Source organism: Streptococcus sp. 1001283B150225_161107_H12 (genome assembly GCF_015552665.1).
GTDB lineage: Bacteria > Bacillota > Bacilli > Lactobacillales > Streptococcaceae > Streptococcus.
Map to the genome: position 1 here is coordinate 61,923 of NZ_JADNFC010000006.1, position 13,434 is coordinate 75,356.

General features: G+C 39.2%; 11 protein-coding genes and 2 pseudogenes. 6 read left to right on the forward strand and 7 right to left on the reverse strand.

What is annotated here, in order from left to right; all coding sequences use genetic code 11:
- The first annotated feature begins 224 nt into the window (after nucleotides 1-224).
- Entirely contained in the window at nucleotides 225-1,397 is a 1,173-nt protein-coding gene (locus I2C87_RS08585; RefSeq protein ID WP_195324638.1) for a LysM peptidoglycan-binding domain-containing protein, read from the forward strand.
- 83 nt (nucleotides 1,398-1,480) lie between these two features.
- On the opposite strand, the gene I2C87_RS08590 is transcribed toward I2C87_RS08585, so the two are convergent.
- The gene (locus I2C87_RS08590) at nucleotides 1,481-2,653 is read right to left on the reverse strand and encodes a CynX/NimT family MFS transporter (protein ID WP_156677137.1); all 1,173 of its coding nucleotides are present in this window, start codon (nucleotides 2,651-2,653) and stop codon (nucleotides 1,481-1,483) included.
- Between the two features lie 595 nt (nucleotides 2,654-3,248).
- On the opposite strand from I2C87_RS08590, the gene I2C87_RS08595 reads away from it, so the two are divergent.
- On the forward strand, nucleotides 3,249-3,590 hold the full coding sequence (locus I2C87_RS08595) for a metal-sulfur cluster assembly factor (protein WP_048690700.1): 342 nt from the start codon (nucleotides 3,249-3,251) through the stop codon (nucleotides 3,588-3,590).
- A gap of 48 nt (nucleotides 3,591-3,638) precedes the next feature.
- On the opposite strand, the gene ilvD is transcribed toward I2C87_RS08595, so the two are convergent.
- Nucleotides 3,639-5,342, reverse strand: coding sequence for a dihydroxy-acid dehydratase (gene ilvD / locus I2C87_RS08600; RefSeq protein ID WP_006597056.1), 1,704 nt, complete (start codon nucleotides 5,340-5,342; stop codon nucleotides 3,639-3,641).
- 238 nt (nucleotides 5,343-5,580) lie between these two features.
- Here ilvD and rpmF point away from each other — a divergent pair, with 238 nt between their 5' ends.
- From rpmF to I2C87_RS08615, 3 genes are all read left to right on the forward strand, one after another.
- Nucleotides 5,581-5,763, forward strand: coding sequence for a 50S ribosomal protein L32 (gene rpmF / locus I2C87_RS08605; protein WP_003009516.1), 183 nt, complete (start codon nucleotides 5,581-5,583; stop codon nucleotides 5,761-5,763).
- 15 nt (nucleotides 5,764-5,778) lie between these two features.
- Nucleotides 5,779-5,928 (forward strand): 50S ribosomal protein L33, encoded by a 150-nt coding sequence (gene rpmG / locus I2C87_RS08610; protein WP_001265622.1) that lies wholly within the window; start codon nucleotides 5,779-5,781, stop codon nucleotides 5,926-5,928.
- A 353-nt stretch (nucleotides 5,929-6,281) separates the two neighbouring features.
- Entirely contained in the window at nucleotides 6,282-7,193 is a 912-nt protein-coding gene (locus tag I2C87_RS08615) for a DUF4268 domain-containing protein (RefSeq protein ID WP_229046332.1), read from the forward strand.
- A 97-nt stretch (nucleotides 7,194-7,290) separates the two neighbouring features.
- Here I2C87_RS08615 and I2C87_RS08620 read toward each other — a convergent pair.
- Nucleotides 7,291-8,473 (reverse strand): annotated as a pseudogene (locus I2C87_RS08620) (ISL3 family transposase).
- A 110-nt stretch (nucleotides 8,474-8,583) separates the two neighbouring features.
- Complete coding sequence (locus I2C87_RS08625; protein WP_195324642.1) at nucleotides 8,584-9,189, reverse strand: DUF4230 domain-containing protein; 606 nt, start codon at nucleotides 9,187-9,189, stop codon at nucleotides 8,584-8,586.
- Nucleotides 9,190-9,510: 321 nt separating this feature from the next.
- Between I2C87_RS08625 and I2C87_RS08630 the strand changes: the two are divergent.
- Nucleotides 9,511-10,059, forward strand: a pseudogene (locus I2C87_RS08630) (IS30 family transposase); the annotation flags it as partial.
- Between the two features lie 424 nt (nucleotides 10,060-10,483).
- On the opposite strand, the gene I2C87_RS08635 reads toward I2C87_RS08630, so the two are convergent.
- The 3 genes from I2C87_RS08635 to I2C87_RS08645 form a co-directional block, all read right to left on the reverse strand.
- A complete protein-coding gene (locus I2C87_RS08635) occupies nucleotides 10,484-11,119 on the reverse strand; it encodes an SdpI family protein (protein WP_195324644.1) in 636 nt (211 codons plus the stop codon).
- Nucleotides 11,106-11,387, reverse strand: coding sequence for an autorepressor SdpR family transcription factor (locus I2C87_RS08640; RefSeq protein WP_195324646.1), 282 nt, complete (start codon nucleotides 11,385-11,387; stop codon nucleotides 11,106-11,108). The genes I2C87_RS08635 and I2C87_RS08640 overlap by 14 nt, the downstream gene beginning before the upstream one ends.
- 210 nt (nucleotides 11,388-11,597) lie before the next feature.
- Nucleotides 11,598-13,319 (reverse strand): LPXTG cell wall anchor domain-containing protein, encoded by a 1,722-nt coding sequence (locus I2C87_RS08645; protein WP_195324648.1) that lies wholly within the window; start codon nucleotides 13,317-13,319, stop codon nucleotides 11,598-11,600.
- Nucleotides 13,320-13,434 lie beyond the last annotated feature (115 nt).

Consider the following 13,434-nt stretch of genomic DNA (forward strand, 5'->3'; position numbering starts at 1 on the left):
ACTCTCAAAGGCTTCTGATACAATGAATTTGTTTGATTATCCAAATAGTACTAACTGTCGTTAATTATTAAGAGATTGTAACAAGAAAGGACTAATGTTACAAATTAGGGTCAGTTAGATTAAAAGAAAAGAAGAGCCATTTTAAAGACAAAAAATGTGGTAGAATATTAAATGTATCTGTCTGGAGATAAATCTCCGATAATAAGAAAACGAGGAAAGAACGTATGAAGAAAGTAAATAAAAAAGCTTTGATCGCTTCTACTGTTGCTATGGCGGTTTTGCCATTTACAACTGGTAAAGCAGAATCAAATGGGGACTGGGTTGCCCGTTCTGTAGATGAAATTCGTGCAGATATTTCAACTTCAGAAAACAAACAAACCTACACAATCAAGTATGGAGATACCCTAAGCACGATTGCGGAAGCTTTGAATGTTGACGTAACTGTTTTGGCAAACTTGAACCAAATCAGCAACATTGATTTGATTTTCCCAGGAACTGTCTTGACAACAACTGTCAATGATCAGAACCAAGTGACAGGTGTAGAAATCCAAACTCCTACAGCAGGCAATGCTGATGCAACTGTGACAACTTCTGCTGATTTGACAAACAACCAAATCAAAGTAGACAACCAAACTGTTGCAGTGGGTGATTTGACAAAACCAGTAGCAGATGAAAGCAACCAAGCTGTAGAACTCCCTCAAGCACCTGCAGTTGTAGCAGCAGTGGCAGAGCAAGTATCAGAAAGCTTGTCAACTCCAGAAGCGCCAGCTGAAACACCTGCACCAGCAGCTCCAGTAGCAGAGGAAGCGCCAGCACCAGTTGTTGAAGAAGCACCTGCGCAACCTGCTGCAGCGCCAGCTGAAGTAGCGGCTCCTGTAGAAGCACCAGTTGTTGAGGAAGCCCCAGCGACTCCAGTAGCTGAACCAGCTCCAGTCGTAGAAGTTCCAGCAGAACCAGAAGTTACTGCGGTTGCTTCAACACCACAATATGGTGCACCAGCACCAGTTGTTGATACGACAGTTGCAACTCCTTCAACAGCAACTCCAACTTCAAATGAAGGTCTTCGACCTCAAACAATTAAATTCAAAGAACAAGTGATTAATGAACTTGGCTTGACTGATATCGGTGGTTACCGTCCTGGTGACCCAGAAGATCACGGTAAAGGTCTTGCGGTCGACGTTATGGTTCCAGAAAGTTCAGAGATTGGTGATCGAGTAGCTCAATATGCAATCGATCACATGCAAGAAAATGGAATTTCTTACATCATCTGGAAACAACGTTTCTATGCTCCAGTAAATAATATTTATGGACCAGCAAACACTTGGAATGAAATGCCAGACCGTGGTAGCGTGACAGAAAATCATTACGACCACGTACACGTATCATTTTACGAATAATTAAGACATAGCAAAGAATCAGGATATTCCTGATTCTTTTTTTGTATAAAAATAGATCCCATTGCTCAATGGGACCTAGCGGATTAAAGGATGATATCAGATTTTTCAACTTGATAGAGAGCCATACTCATAAACAAAGCAACAACAAGAAGAATAAGAATCCCGGGTGTCCAAGAGTGGAAGATTTGTTGGCTTGAACCAAATAAGATAGGCCCAAGTGCAGCAAAGACGTATCCTCCTGTTTGAGCTAGTCCTGAGAGCTGAGCAGTTTTCTCGGGAGAGCTAGACTTCATGGAGAAGGTGACCATGAGGTAAGGGAATAAGATACTCGTAAAACTTCCGATTAAGATATTCAGGATCAACCAGTAAATGAAGTTGTCTGTTTTCAGTAACAGCATGGCAATTCCAGTAAAACCAGCTAAAACAGTCGTTATCAGCATGATGCAACGGTTTCGTTTAGAAAGGCTGGTAGTGAGACTTGGAATGGTCATAGAGAAAGGAAGACTCATCAGGGTGAATACAGATGCTAAAATTCCTGCATTGGCTTGACTGATGCCGGCTTGGGTTGCCATAGTAGGAAGCCAGGTCATCGTGGTATAGAATAAGAGAGACTGGAGACCACAGAAAAGCATGATGGCCCAAACCTTGCCATTCTTATACCAACTAGTCTTATTTTCATTAGAAGAAGAGCTTTTTTTCAAATAATGATTATGACGAGTATTGGGGAGCCAGATCACAAGTGCAAGCGTACAGACAACTGTCAGCACCCAAACCAGACCTTGCCAAGAGGTGGCTTGAGTGATAGGAACAGCGACAGAAGAAGCTACCGCAGTAGACAAGCCCATTGCAGTGATATAAAGGGTTGTTAAGAAGCCAAGACGTTTTGGTTCATTAGCTTGAATCAAGCTTGGTAGAAGGACATTGATAAAGGCAATAGCAGTACCAATCAAAAGAGTTCCCACATAGAGGAGAGGCAGATTGATGGTGCGTAGAGCAGATCCAATCGTCATCAGGATCAAGACCCCGAGAAAGAGTCGCTCAATCCCAAAGCGTCTCGCCCAGCTAGTAGCAAAAGGAGAGAAAATAGCGAATGTTAGGAGGGGTAGACTCGTCAAGAGGCCAAGAGAACTCACCTCGACACCAAAGCTAGCAGCAATATCTGATAAGACAGTGGAGAGGGTCGTAAATGGGGCCCGCAAGACCACTCCTAGTAAAAGGATCCCTGGAATGAGAAAACGTGAATGGTTTTGTTTCATAATGTGCCTCCTTGTTAAAATGAACAGTATCCGTATCATTATAGCACAAGAACTTGGAGGAGGCAAAAGGAATTATCGGGGGACAAAGCCCGTAAAATAGCTATTTCGCCTACAAATATAGGAAATAATAGAAAGATAGAGCTGAAAAAAATTTTTGAAGGTTTTAAAACTTTCTTCACACATCCTTTTTATAGGAGTCTAGTTATCTCCGCTCAAACTGCGTCAACGTACCTAAACTCGCTGATGCTCGTAAAAAAATCTCACTAGCGTTCGAACTGCATCTATGTACCTAAGCTCACTAACGTTCGCCAAGGTACATAGAAAAAAGCCACCTGATTTGGTGGCCTTTATGGGAGATTATTATGAAAAAGTTTAGGATTTTCTATCAAACAAAGTTAGGAGGTCTTCATTTGATGGTACTAGTATAAATCGGAAAACTTAAAGAAAACTTAAGATAAGTTCCTGTAATTTTAAATCAGTCTTAAGACGGATGGTTTGATTTGTAGCTGTCATTCGATCTCATTCTAGGTGAACTTGCATTATTGTCAGAATTGTGAGAAAATAGTCTTCATTAAAGGAGGGAAAGGATAGTGAGATGAGAGAGGATATCAAGATTAACGACCGTGCCCTAGCACTGGAGAAACAATTGATTGAAAAGTTAGAGCTTGTGTTTGATACCGATGTTGAATTGGACGTCTACAACCTTGGTTTGATTTATGAGTTGGATCTGGATGAGGAAGGGACTTGCAAGGTAGTCATGACCTTTACCGATACCGCTTGTGACTGTGCGGAAAGTTTGCCTGTTGAAATCGTCGCTCGCCTAAAAGAAATTGACGGTATTGAAGACGTCAAAGTAGAAGTAACCTGGTCGCCCGCCTGGAAAATTACACGGATCAGCCGTTATGGGCGTATTGCACTTGGCCTTCCTCCGCGATAAATCAATAAAACTCACTTTACAAATTCGTAAAGTGAGTTTTTTCATATCTTATTGTTTACCAGACTGTTCCATATTCCAGAAGTCGGTCACGGCACCGCGTGAAGCAGAGGATACCGTGTGGGCATACTTACCCAGAACCCCACGACTATACAGTGGTGGTAGAGTTGTTTCAGCCTTCCGTTTGGCTAACTCTTCGTCTGAGACATGCATGGTGATTTCTTTGGTATCTTGGTCAACTGTCACCAGGTCCCCTGTGTGGAGGTAGGCGATTGGACCGCCGACCTGAGCTTCAGGCGCGATGTGTCCAACAACGAGACCATACGTACCACCAGAGAAGCGTCCGTCTGTCAAGAGGGCCACCTTATCTCCTTGGCCTTTCCCAACGATCATGGATGACAAGGACAGCATTTCTGGCATACCAGGACCACCCTTCGGACCTACGAAACGAACAACAACAACGTCGCCATCCACGATTTCATCCGAAAGAACCGCTTCAATGGCAGCCTCTTCTGAGTCAAAGACCTTAGCAGGGCCCGTGATGTTACGGACCTTCACACCTGATACTTTGGCAACCGCCCCTTCTGGAGCCAAGTTCCCTTTCAAGATGATCAATGGACCATCCGCACGTTTTGGATTTTCAAGTGGCATGATAACTTTTTGACCTGGTGTCAAATCAGCAAAGGCTTCCAAGTTCTCAGCTACTGTTTTACCAGTACATGTGATGCGATCCCCATGAAGGAAACCATTCTTAAGAAGGTATTTCATGACGGCTGGCACACCACCGACATTGTAAAGGTCTTGGAAGACGTATTGACCTGATGGTTTTAAGTCAGCCAAGTGAGGCACGCGCTCTTGGAAATCGTTGAAGTCTTCAAGGGTCAAATCCACATTGGCCGCATGAGCGATCGCAAGCAAGTGAAGGGTCGCATTGGTGGAGCCACCCAGTGCCATGGTCACTGTAATCGCATCTTCAAAGGCTTCACGGGTCAAGATGTCAGATGGTTTTAGTCCCATTTCAAGCATTTTCACAACTGCACGACCTGCTTCTTCGATATCGGCTTTTTTATCAGCTGATTCAGCAGGGTGAGAAGAGGAACCTGGCAAGCTCATTCCAAGAACCTCGATCGCTGTCGCCATGGTGTTGGCCGTATACATACCCCCACAGCCACCAGGGCCAGGGCAGGCATTACATTCCAGTTGCTTCACTTCTTCAGCAGTCATATCACCATGGTTCCATTTCCCGATCCCTTCGAAAACAGAAACCAAGTCGATATCCTTGCCATTCAGATTACCCGGTGCAATGGTACCACCATAGGCAAAAATCGCAGGGATATCCATATTGGCAATGGCAATCATCGAACCAGGCATGTTCTTATCACAACCGCCGATGGCTACAAAGGCATCGACGTTGTGACCACCCATGGCCGCTTCGATAGAGTCCGCAATGATATCACGAGAAGTCAAGGAGAAGCGCATCCCAGGCGTTCCCATAGCAATCCCATCGGCAACCGTAATGGTTCCGAATTGGACTGGCCAAGCTCCCGCATCTTTGACGCCTTCTTTGGCTAGTTTCCCAAAATCATGCAAGTGCATGTTACAAGGCGTGTTTTCAGCCCAAGTAGAGATTACCCCTACGATTGGTTTTTCAAAGTTTTCATCTGTCATCCCAGTTGCCCGAAGCATAGCCCGGTTAGGGGATTTGACCATGCTGTCGTAGACACTACTGCGATGGCGTGTATCTAATTCTGTCATCTGATTCCCTCTCACGTATTTTTTTATTATTATAGCACAATTTACAGCCCAACGATAGAAGAAAATTCTTGAATTTTCAGACAATTTAACAGAACGAGGATGGAGAACAGCAGGATGAAAGAAATTATTTGAAAAAAGTTGTCAAGTAACTTTACTTTACAAAAAAGTTTTGTTATACTGTTACAGTTGATGAAAATCAAACCTAATTGAATTTATATCTTAAAAGGAGAAAAACGAAATGGCAGTACCTGCACGTCGCACATCAAAAGCGAAGAAAAACAAACGTCGTACGCACTACAAAGTAACAGCTCCATCTGTAAACTTTGACGAAGCAACTGGAGATTACTCACGTTCACACCGTGTATCACTTAAAGGATACTACAAAGGACGTAAGATCGCTAAAGCTGCATCAGCTGAATAATAGAAGGGAGATACCATGCGCGTAAATATTACACTTGAACACAAAGAATCTGGTGAACGCTTGTACCTTACTTCTAAAAACAAACGTAACACTCCAGACCGTCTTCAATTGAAGAAATACTCACCAAAACTTCGCAAACACGTTGTGTTTACAGAGGTTAAGTAGAGGTTCAATACGAATCAATACATAAGAAAAACGCTGATTTCAAGCGTTTTTTCTTTTTGCTAAATGCGATATATTGCACTATATTTCAGTTCAAACTCTACCTTTTTCTCTACCTTTTTAGAAATAAGAATAATGATTCGGATATTTAAAAAAAGAGGAACTTTAGTGGGCACTGACCCCCGTAAATGAGAATTAAATAAAAACACCTCCAAGTTGAATCTAGAAAAAATAGAATTTTTTTAGAAAAGGGTGTATAAACTGATTTAAAGTGGTATACTTCAGTGTGAAGGGTTTAATTATTAAGTTTATAAATTTATATCAATTTGAGGGGGATTGCTTTGGAGTTTGGAAAGTTGAAAGAAGTAGATGTGAGAGAATTATGGAAACATGAACAATATAATTTCTCTGAATGGTTAGCAAAAGAAGAAAACATAGAAATGCTTGGAGATGAGGTTGGAGTAACTTTTGCTGAAATTAAAAAAGAAGTTTTTGTTGGTTCGTACAGATGTGATTTAGTTGCACAGGATGAAACTAGTGGAGCAAAGATTATTATTGAGAATCAGTTAGAAGTGACAAATCACGATCATTTAGGGAAAATTATTACTTATGCTTCAGGTTTAGAGGCAACAGTTGTTATTTGGATTGTTAAGGAAGCTCGCGAAGAACATCGCAGTGCAATCGAGTGGTTAAACAGTAAAACAACAGAAGATGTGTCATTTTTCCTAATTGAAATCCATGCTTATAAAATTGGCGATTCATTGCCTGCTCCTAAATTTGAAGTTGTTGAAAAACCTAACGATTTTGTCAAAATAACAAAAGGAAATTCAAGAAGTGGAGAACTAACATTTGTAGAATCTGAACGCTTGAACTTCTGGACACAGTTTAATGAGGTTATTAAAGAAAGAGATAAATCTATTAACATATGTAAAGCTACAACGAATCATTGGTATAATGTTAGCTTAGGAAGTTCTAAAGCTAAGTTATCAATAACTCTAAACACAAAAGAAAAAGCAGTAGGTATTGAGGTTTATATTCAGAATGATAAAACTTTATTTGATCAATTATTTGCTTTGCGAGAAAAAATAGAAGACGAGACAGGGTTAATATTCGATTGGCAAAGATTAGACGGTAAAAAAGCCTCAAGAATTCGTTATTTAATGGATGGATTGGACTTTGAAAACCAAGAAAATTATCCAGAATTAATGAATGAAGTACTTGATCAAGTTATAAAAATGAGAAAAATATTTAAAAAGTACATTAAATAGAATATTATTGATTAGATAGGTAACTTAAATTTTGCCACGGTCTCCTTAATATTCGGCTCTTTGTCAAATAGTGTTGATGAAGAAATTTGGGAAGGGATTAAGCAACTAATTGTTGCTTAATTCCTTTTTGTTTTGGGCCAAACATTTTCGTTATTAAAATAATCCTGTTTCTAAAGCCGTAGGCATTTCTTTTAAGCACTTTTATTTTATTGTTTATTCCTTCAATAGGGCCATTTGTTCTAGTTGGATACTCACAAGTATTTTGAATATATGGCAAGTAAGTCATAAGAGTTTTTAATACTCTTTAATACTCTTTTTAAACCAGGAGATAGGTCTAATTGCGTAGCTGCTTCAATCGTTTCCTTGAATTCTATATAATCTCTATCCTGTATACGTTCACGAAGTGAATGTACAACCTCATAATCATTTTTTAGAGATGGATTGTTTTCTAAGATATAATCTACGATTCCTTTACTTGTTATGAAGCTTTCGAAAAGCTTCATAACGATTATATTTATAGTTCTGAAGTTCATTAGGGTTCTTTAAAATTAACTTCCAATAATGTTTTAACTTTCGATATATTTTAGGATTTTATAACGATGCTGATTCATGATACGTACCCGAGTTCGATTTAATTCTCTATTCAAGGCTTGTACAATGTGAAAAGGATCAATGATAATTTTTGCGTTAGGAAACATTTCTTTTATTAATTGAATGTATGGCAAGTACATATCGATGGAGATAGTTTTCACCTTTAATCTAGCTTAGGCTCAAAACGATAAAAATATTGTTTCAAACTGTAAGATTTTCTATCTCGTACAACATCGACCAACTTGTATGTAGTGCTATCACAAATAATGAAACTCATGTTGCTATCGGAAGATTTAACAGATTTAAATTCATCAAAACACAAATGCTCAGGTAAATTATGTAATGGTTTAATCGTTTCGAGATATGACAGTATTTTTCAACAATTCGACTAGTATCTGCAGTAAATGAAGAACCACATTCTCTACAGAGAAACCTCTGCTTTCGTAGATTTAAGTAGGCCGGAAGGACTGAAATAGAACAGAGAGTGATACGAGAAGTTTTCGTCCCTTTTTAACAATATTGTTATTTTGGCTAACGCACCCACAAACGGCACAAAATTCTGGTTTATGCGTATATGTAGCTGAATAAAATAAAGATTTTCTATTTTTAAATATCTTCTCTTGAACATTATTATCCCAAATCATGTTTTTATCTTCGATTTGTAGCGTAGCTTCTAGTATATTGTTCATATGGTCATCATCCTTTTGTTTTAGGTTTAAGCGCTTTTAATATAATGGATGTTGGCCTTTTTGTATACACTAAAATAGGGTTGGTGGAAAAATTCCATCAACCCTAAAAATTATTCTGTAAATTCTATAGTTACTTTTACTTCAGAATCCATTGAAGAAAATATTGTTTTATAATAATTGATTGCAGATTCTTTAATTTCACTTTTAAATTTATCTAAATACTCTGCTTGTTTATCACTAGAAAGTTGGTTTGTGACCAATTTCCCAGTATCAACATCTTCTGTAGTCCCACTTAACAACTCTCCATGATTATCATACAAATTGTAAGGATTATCTTTTGAAAGTTCCACACCAATTACTTCAAATTTTGGAACAATAACCTTATATTCTTTTTCACCTACTTGTTCAACCTTTACACTACTTTTAATCCCAAATTTAGCGTTATAATCTAAAATTACTAATGCTGTTTTTTTAGAGAATGGCACATCATGCCCAAAAACTTGAGTTGTATTTGTTTTAGTAATAATTTCATTAATTCCCGCATTCAAAAATACAACTTCATTCACTTTTTCAATACTTTCGATATTAATTGACGATTTGACTTCTGATTTTTGTTCCTTAGGTAAGAAAAATAGCACTCCAATAGCTATAATAGCTATTAATACCACATTCAACAGAATACTAAACTTATTAACTTTCTTCTTTAATATAGACAAGATAAAAAAACCTCACTTTAAATAATCTATCTAAATTTTACACATTCTAAAAAAAACAGTCAATATTTTTTCGTACTATCTTCTAAAATCAATTGTACCTATTTAAAAATGAAATTAGTTTGTTGCATTTGATTATATTTTTTGAACACCAAATCCATTTAAAATTGAGTGCTATTTTGAGCACTAAAAAAGGGCTCTTTGTCAAATAGTGTTGGTGAAGAAATTTGAGAAGGGATTAAGCAACTAATTGTTGCTTAATCCCTTTTTGTTTTGGGCTAAACATTTTTGTTATTAAAATAATCCGGAACTTATCCAGATAGGGTTTCTTGTTCTATGAGAACTCTCTATCGACTAGCAGACCGGGGTATTTTAAAGAAAGAGGATCTCCCTTGGAAAGGCAAAAGAAAACCAAATGGTCATAGCGAAAAACGAGGAAAACAAGCGTTGCGCAGAGATTTATGTGAGAGAGCAGACAGTTATCCTAATTTTAAGACGGAATTCGGTCATCTAGAAGGGGATACAATTGTGGGAGAAAAACACAAAAGTGCAGTCATTACCTTAGTAGAACGCTACTCAAAAGCCATCATCACACTGAAAACCAATGGACGGAAAGCAAGCGATATTGAGGCCTCCATCAATCAATGGTTGTCTCAAGTTCCCAGTCATCTCTTTAAGTCGATTACTTTTGATTGTGGAAAAGAATTTTATAATTGGAAATCTATTTCCAATGCACATGACATTGATATTTTCTTTGCGGATCCAGGATGTCCTGGGCAACGAGGTCTCAATGAACATTCTAATGGCTTATTAAGACGAAATGGACTACCGAAACAAATGGATTTTACGAATGTTTCTCAAAATTATGAGAGTGGGACAGAAATCGGTCATTCGTTAGAATTCGATTTCGTCGTCCCACCTCTGCACAGTTGAGTAGGGCTGTAAAAGCTGATGAAATCAGCGTAGTAGAGCCCACTCAACCACTGCGTCTTGCTCGACAATCCAAAGACAATTGAGAGGCTAGGATCTTTGTCCCAGACTCTTCTGCTAATAAGATAACTTCTTCTCTATCGGAGTAGTAGTAAGAATGGCATATATATCGAAATTCTTCGAAATCTAGGCTAACCTGCTATGCTCCATCAACTCAAAACTAGACACCACTTAGTTCGATTCAATATGCGATAAGTGCGCTCTTTTTTCAATTTGTTTTGGCTAAGAAAACGATGAAATCAAACACTATAAAAACCAGTAGAAGTTACCCTAACACGGATTTCCACTGGTTTTTACGTTTGTTATACTAACGATTTTTTCGACTTAATTGATAAGAGTACATCACAGGGATAAATACAATGGCGAGGATGACCAGCACCAGTACATAAGAAAGCGCGAACTGAAGGCCTGCTTCCAGTAGGAGGATCAAGCCTCCGAGGACCCACAGTTTCCCAGCCAAGCGATGGGTTTTGTGCCAGTTATCTTCACTCTGTAAAGTCCAAGGTAGGCGGATTCCAACCGTATGGTTCACTTTTAGCTTAGGCATGTAGTTGCCCATGATGACAAAGATAAGGCCTAGCAAAACCGAAACAAAAATAGATGGATTGGTAGTAGAACCTAGCGCTTTGCTATAGATGAGATAGGAGACGATTAAGGAGACTATTGGAATCAACCAGTAGATCACTTTGACCATTTTCTCATTCATCGTGCGATTCTTAGGATCACGTCCGATTATAAAGATCACAAACAGATGCACCAAGAGAAGGAAAACAGGAAGACCAAACACAGCTAGTGCTTTCGATTGGAAGTTATTGGCCTGACCAGCAGCGTTAAAGTGAATCGAGATTTGGTTAGGCAATTGCGACCAAATCAACAAGCCCCAAAGTATGGGGAAGAGTGTTACGGTAGAAGTTACAGTCAATAGGGTTTTATTTGTTTTCATCAGTAGAGTCTCCTTTCAAATCAACGAGCCAGACCATTAAATCCTCTAAGACAGAAGTATTGAGTTCATAGTAGATAAAATTCTTTTCTTTTTCCTCTCGAATTAAATCCGCCTGCTTGAGAATACTTAAATGATGGGAAATGGTCGGTCCTGCTACATCAAAGTGGCCAACGATATCACCAGCAGATAATTTCCCCGCCTTTAGCAGTTCTAAGATACTTCTTCTTATCGGATTTGATAAAGCTTTAAATGTTTGCGCAAAATTCATTCTCTATCTCCTCTAATCTATTTAGATATCTTTCTAAATAGATTGTACAACTCCACTATTATTTTGTCAACTCTATTTAGAAAAATATCTAAATAGGTCCATCTTGAATCTCCTTACGACCTGCTAGGAAGATGCTGTTGCCAGTAGGAATGTTGTTTTAGAAGACAAAAAACCTCTAGCCATTAGCTAGAGGTTGCGATTTAGTCAGGTTTATTGATTTGAAAGTTTACGTTTCAATAAGATAGCACCTGATAGAACAATTGCTCCTAGGACAATGAATCCAGTAGCTGCGACTTCACCTGTACTTGGGAGAACTTTCTTACGACCTTTACCTTTGCCGTCGCCGGTACCTTCAGTTGTTGAAGATGACGGAGTTGGTGTTGGAGTAGTCGTTGAAGTTGTAGTCGGTTCTTCACTTGTAGTAGTTGTAGTTGTAGTTGTTTCACCTGTAGTGGTTGAAGTGGTTGTATCTTCTTTGGTTGTTGTAGTAGTTGAAGATGTAGTCGGTTCTTCAGTTGTAGTCGTAGTAGTCGTTGTTTCACCTGTAGTGGTTGAAGTAGTAGTTGGCTCTTCGGTTGTTGTCGTAGTCGAAGTTGTTGTAGTAGTCGTTGTAGTCGTGGTCGTAGTCGTAGTCGTGGTCGTTTCTTCCTTCGGATTGACGATCGTCTTAGTTACTGAGTGATCGGCTCCGAAATCTTCAGTATTGACTTCTGTATCTGCAGATTTGATGGTGTAGCCTGCGGGTGCTTCTGTTTCAGTTAAGATATACTTATCTTTTAGCAAAGCACTGACAGTAATGTTCCCGTTTTCGTCGGTTACATACTCACCGATGACTTGGTTGTTCGCTTGACGTACGACCTTGAATTTGGCACCTTGAAGAGGTTGGTTGGCATCATCTACTTTGTGGATATTGATAGTAAATACATAGCCAACACCAGAGCCACCAGCGATTTGTACAGCGGCAGCATTGGTTACTTCTTTCACTACTGTATTTTTTCCTTTCAAGATGGCATCATTTTTTAGGAGTTCGCCATCTACAGGCTCGTAGTTGAGCTCAACGTCGTAAGCAATACGATACTGGTCTTTTTCAGTGATATCGCCTAAGTCAACTACAAAGGATTGACCGTCTTCACTAATCGTCACCTTGTGTTGGTCAGTGACATCTGTTCGATCGCTAAATTGCCATTCACCTGCTACAAAGGCAAAGGTACCTTTTAAGATTTTGATGCTGCCAGGCACATAAGAAGCGTTGGTAAATTTCATGTGATCTTCAATGGTCACGCTATTGATATTTTCTCTGGTTCGGTTGACAGAAATGGTATAGGATACCTTCTTGTGATTGTCTGAATTCACCCAGCTCGTCTTTGTCAAGACTTTGGGATTGCCGTCTCCAACTCCCTTGAAGGTTACTTTTCCGCCGACCTTTACCTCGTTGTTAATGGTAATTTCAATTGGGATTTCTCCTTTTTCAGGGTGCTTTTGGAAATCAATCCGTGCATAGAAGAAGAAGGAGCCATTTGTGTCAGAGTGTTTTTCAACATAGTCTGTATAGGTGAGGGAAATCGATTTTTTTGCAGCATCTACGGTTGCATGAGCGATGACCTCGTTGGTGTTAATATCTCGAATCTCGAAGCTGTCTGAAGAAATGATGAGGGCATCTGGCACAGTCACGACGGTGGTGTCTCCTGCCTTGACATTTTTTCCAGCTAAATCGTAAGTGGCATTAATTCGGAAAGTAGCCCATTGCTCCAACTCCCAAGTGAGATCTCCACCTTCGTTATTGGTGACGTTGACACTGGTAATCGTGTCCGCAAATTTTCCTGTTACCGAAACAGTCGATGTTTCAGCAGATAATCTATTCAACCCTAAAGTGAATAGGGTGGCTAGCAAACAAAGAACAAATGGGAAAATCCAAAATTTCTTTTTATCCATAATTTTCTTCCTTTTTCATAAGATGGGTGTTTAATAAACAATCCTACTCTTAGTTCAACTAAGACGAACAGTAGGCTTCCAAAAGATGGAATCGCTATTAAACGACACGGTATTG

Bases quoted from the DNA above. Each gene is read 5' to 3' on its own strand.
- I2C87_RS08585 (WP_195324638.1), top strand. From the start codon at position 225: ATGAAGAAAGTAAATAAAAAAGCTTTGATCGCTTCTACTGTTGCTATG.
- I2C87_RS08590 (WP_156677137.1), bottom strand. From the start codon at position 2,653: ATGAAACAAAACCATTCACGTTTTCTCATTCCAGGGATCCTTTTACTA.
- I2C87_RS08595 (WP_048690700.1), top strand. From the start codon at position 3,249: ATGAGAGAGGATATCAAGATTAACGACCGTGCCCTAGCACTGGAGAAA.
- ilvD (WP_006597056.1), bottom strand. From the start codon at position 5,342: ATGACAGAATTAGATACACGCCATCGCAGTAGTGTCTACGACAGCATG.
- rpmF (WP_003009516.1), top strand. From the start codon at position 5,581: ATGGCAGTACCTGCACGTCGCACATCAAAAGCGAAGAAAAACAAACGT.
- rpmG (WP_001265622.1), top strand. From the start codon at position 5,779: ATGCGCGTAAATATTACACTTGAACACAAAGAATCTGGTGAACGCTTG.
- I2C87_RS08635 (WP_195324644.1), bottom strand. From the start codon at position 11,119: ATGAAAACAAATAAAACCCTATTGACTGTAACTTCTACCGTAACACTC.
- I2C87_RS08640 (WP_195324646.1), bottom strand. From the start codon at position 11,387: ATGAATTTTGCGCAAACATTTAAAGCTTTATCAAATCCGATAAGAAGA.
- I2C87_RS08645 (WP_195324648.1), bottom strand. From the start codon at position 13,319: ATGGATAAAAAGAAATTTTGGATTTTCCCATTTGTTCTTTGTTTGCTA.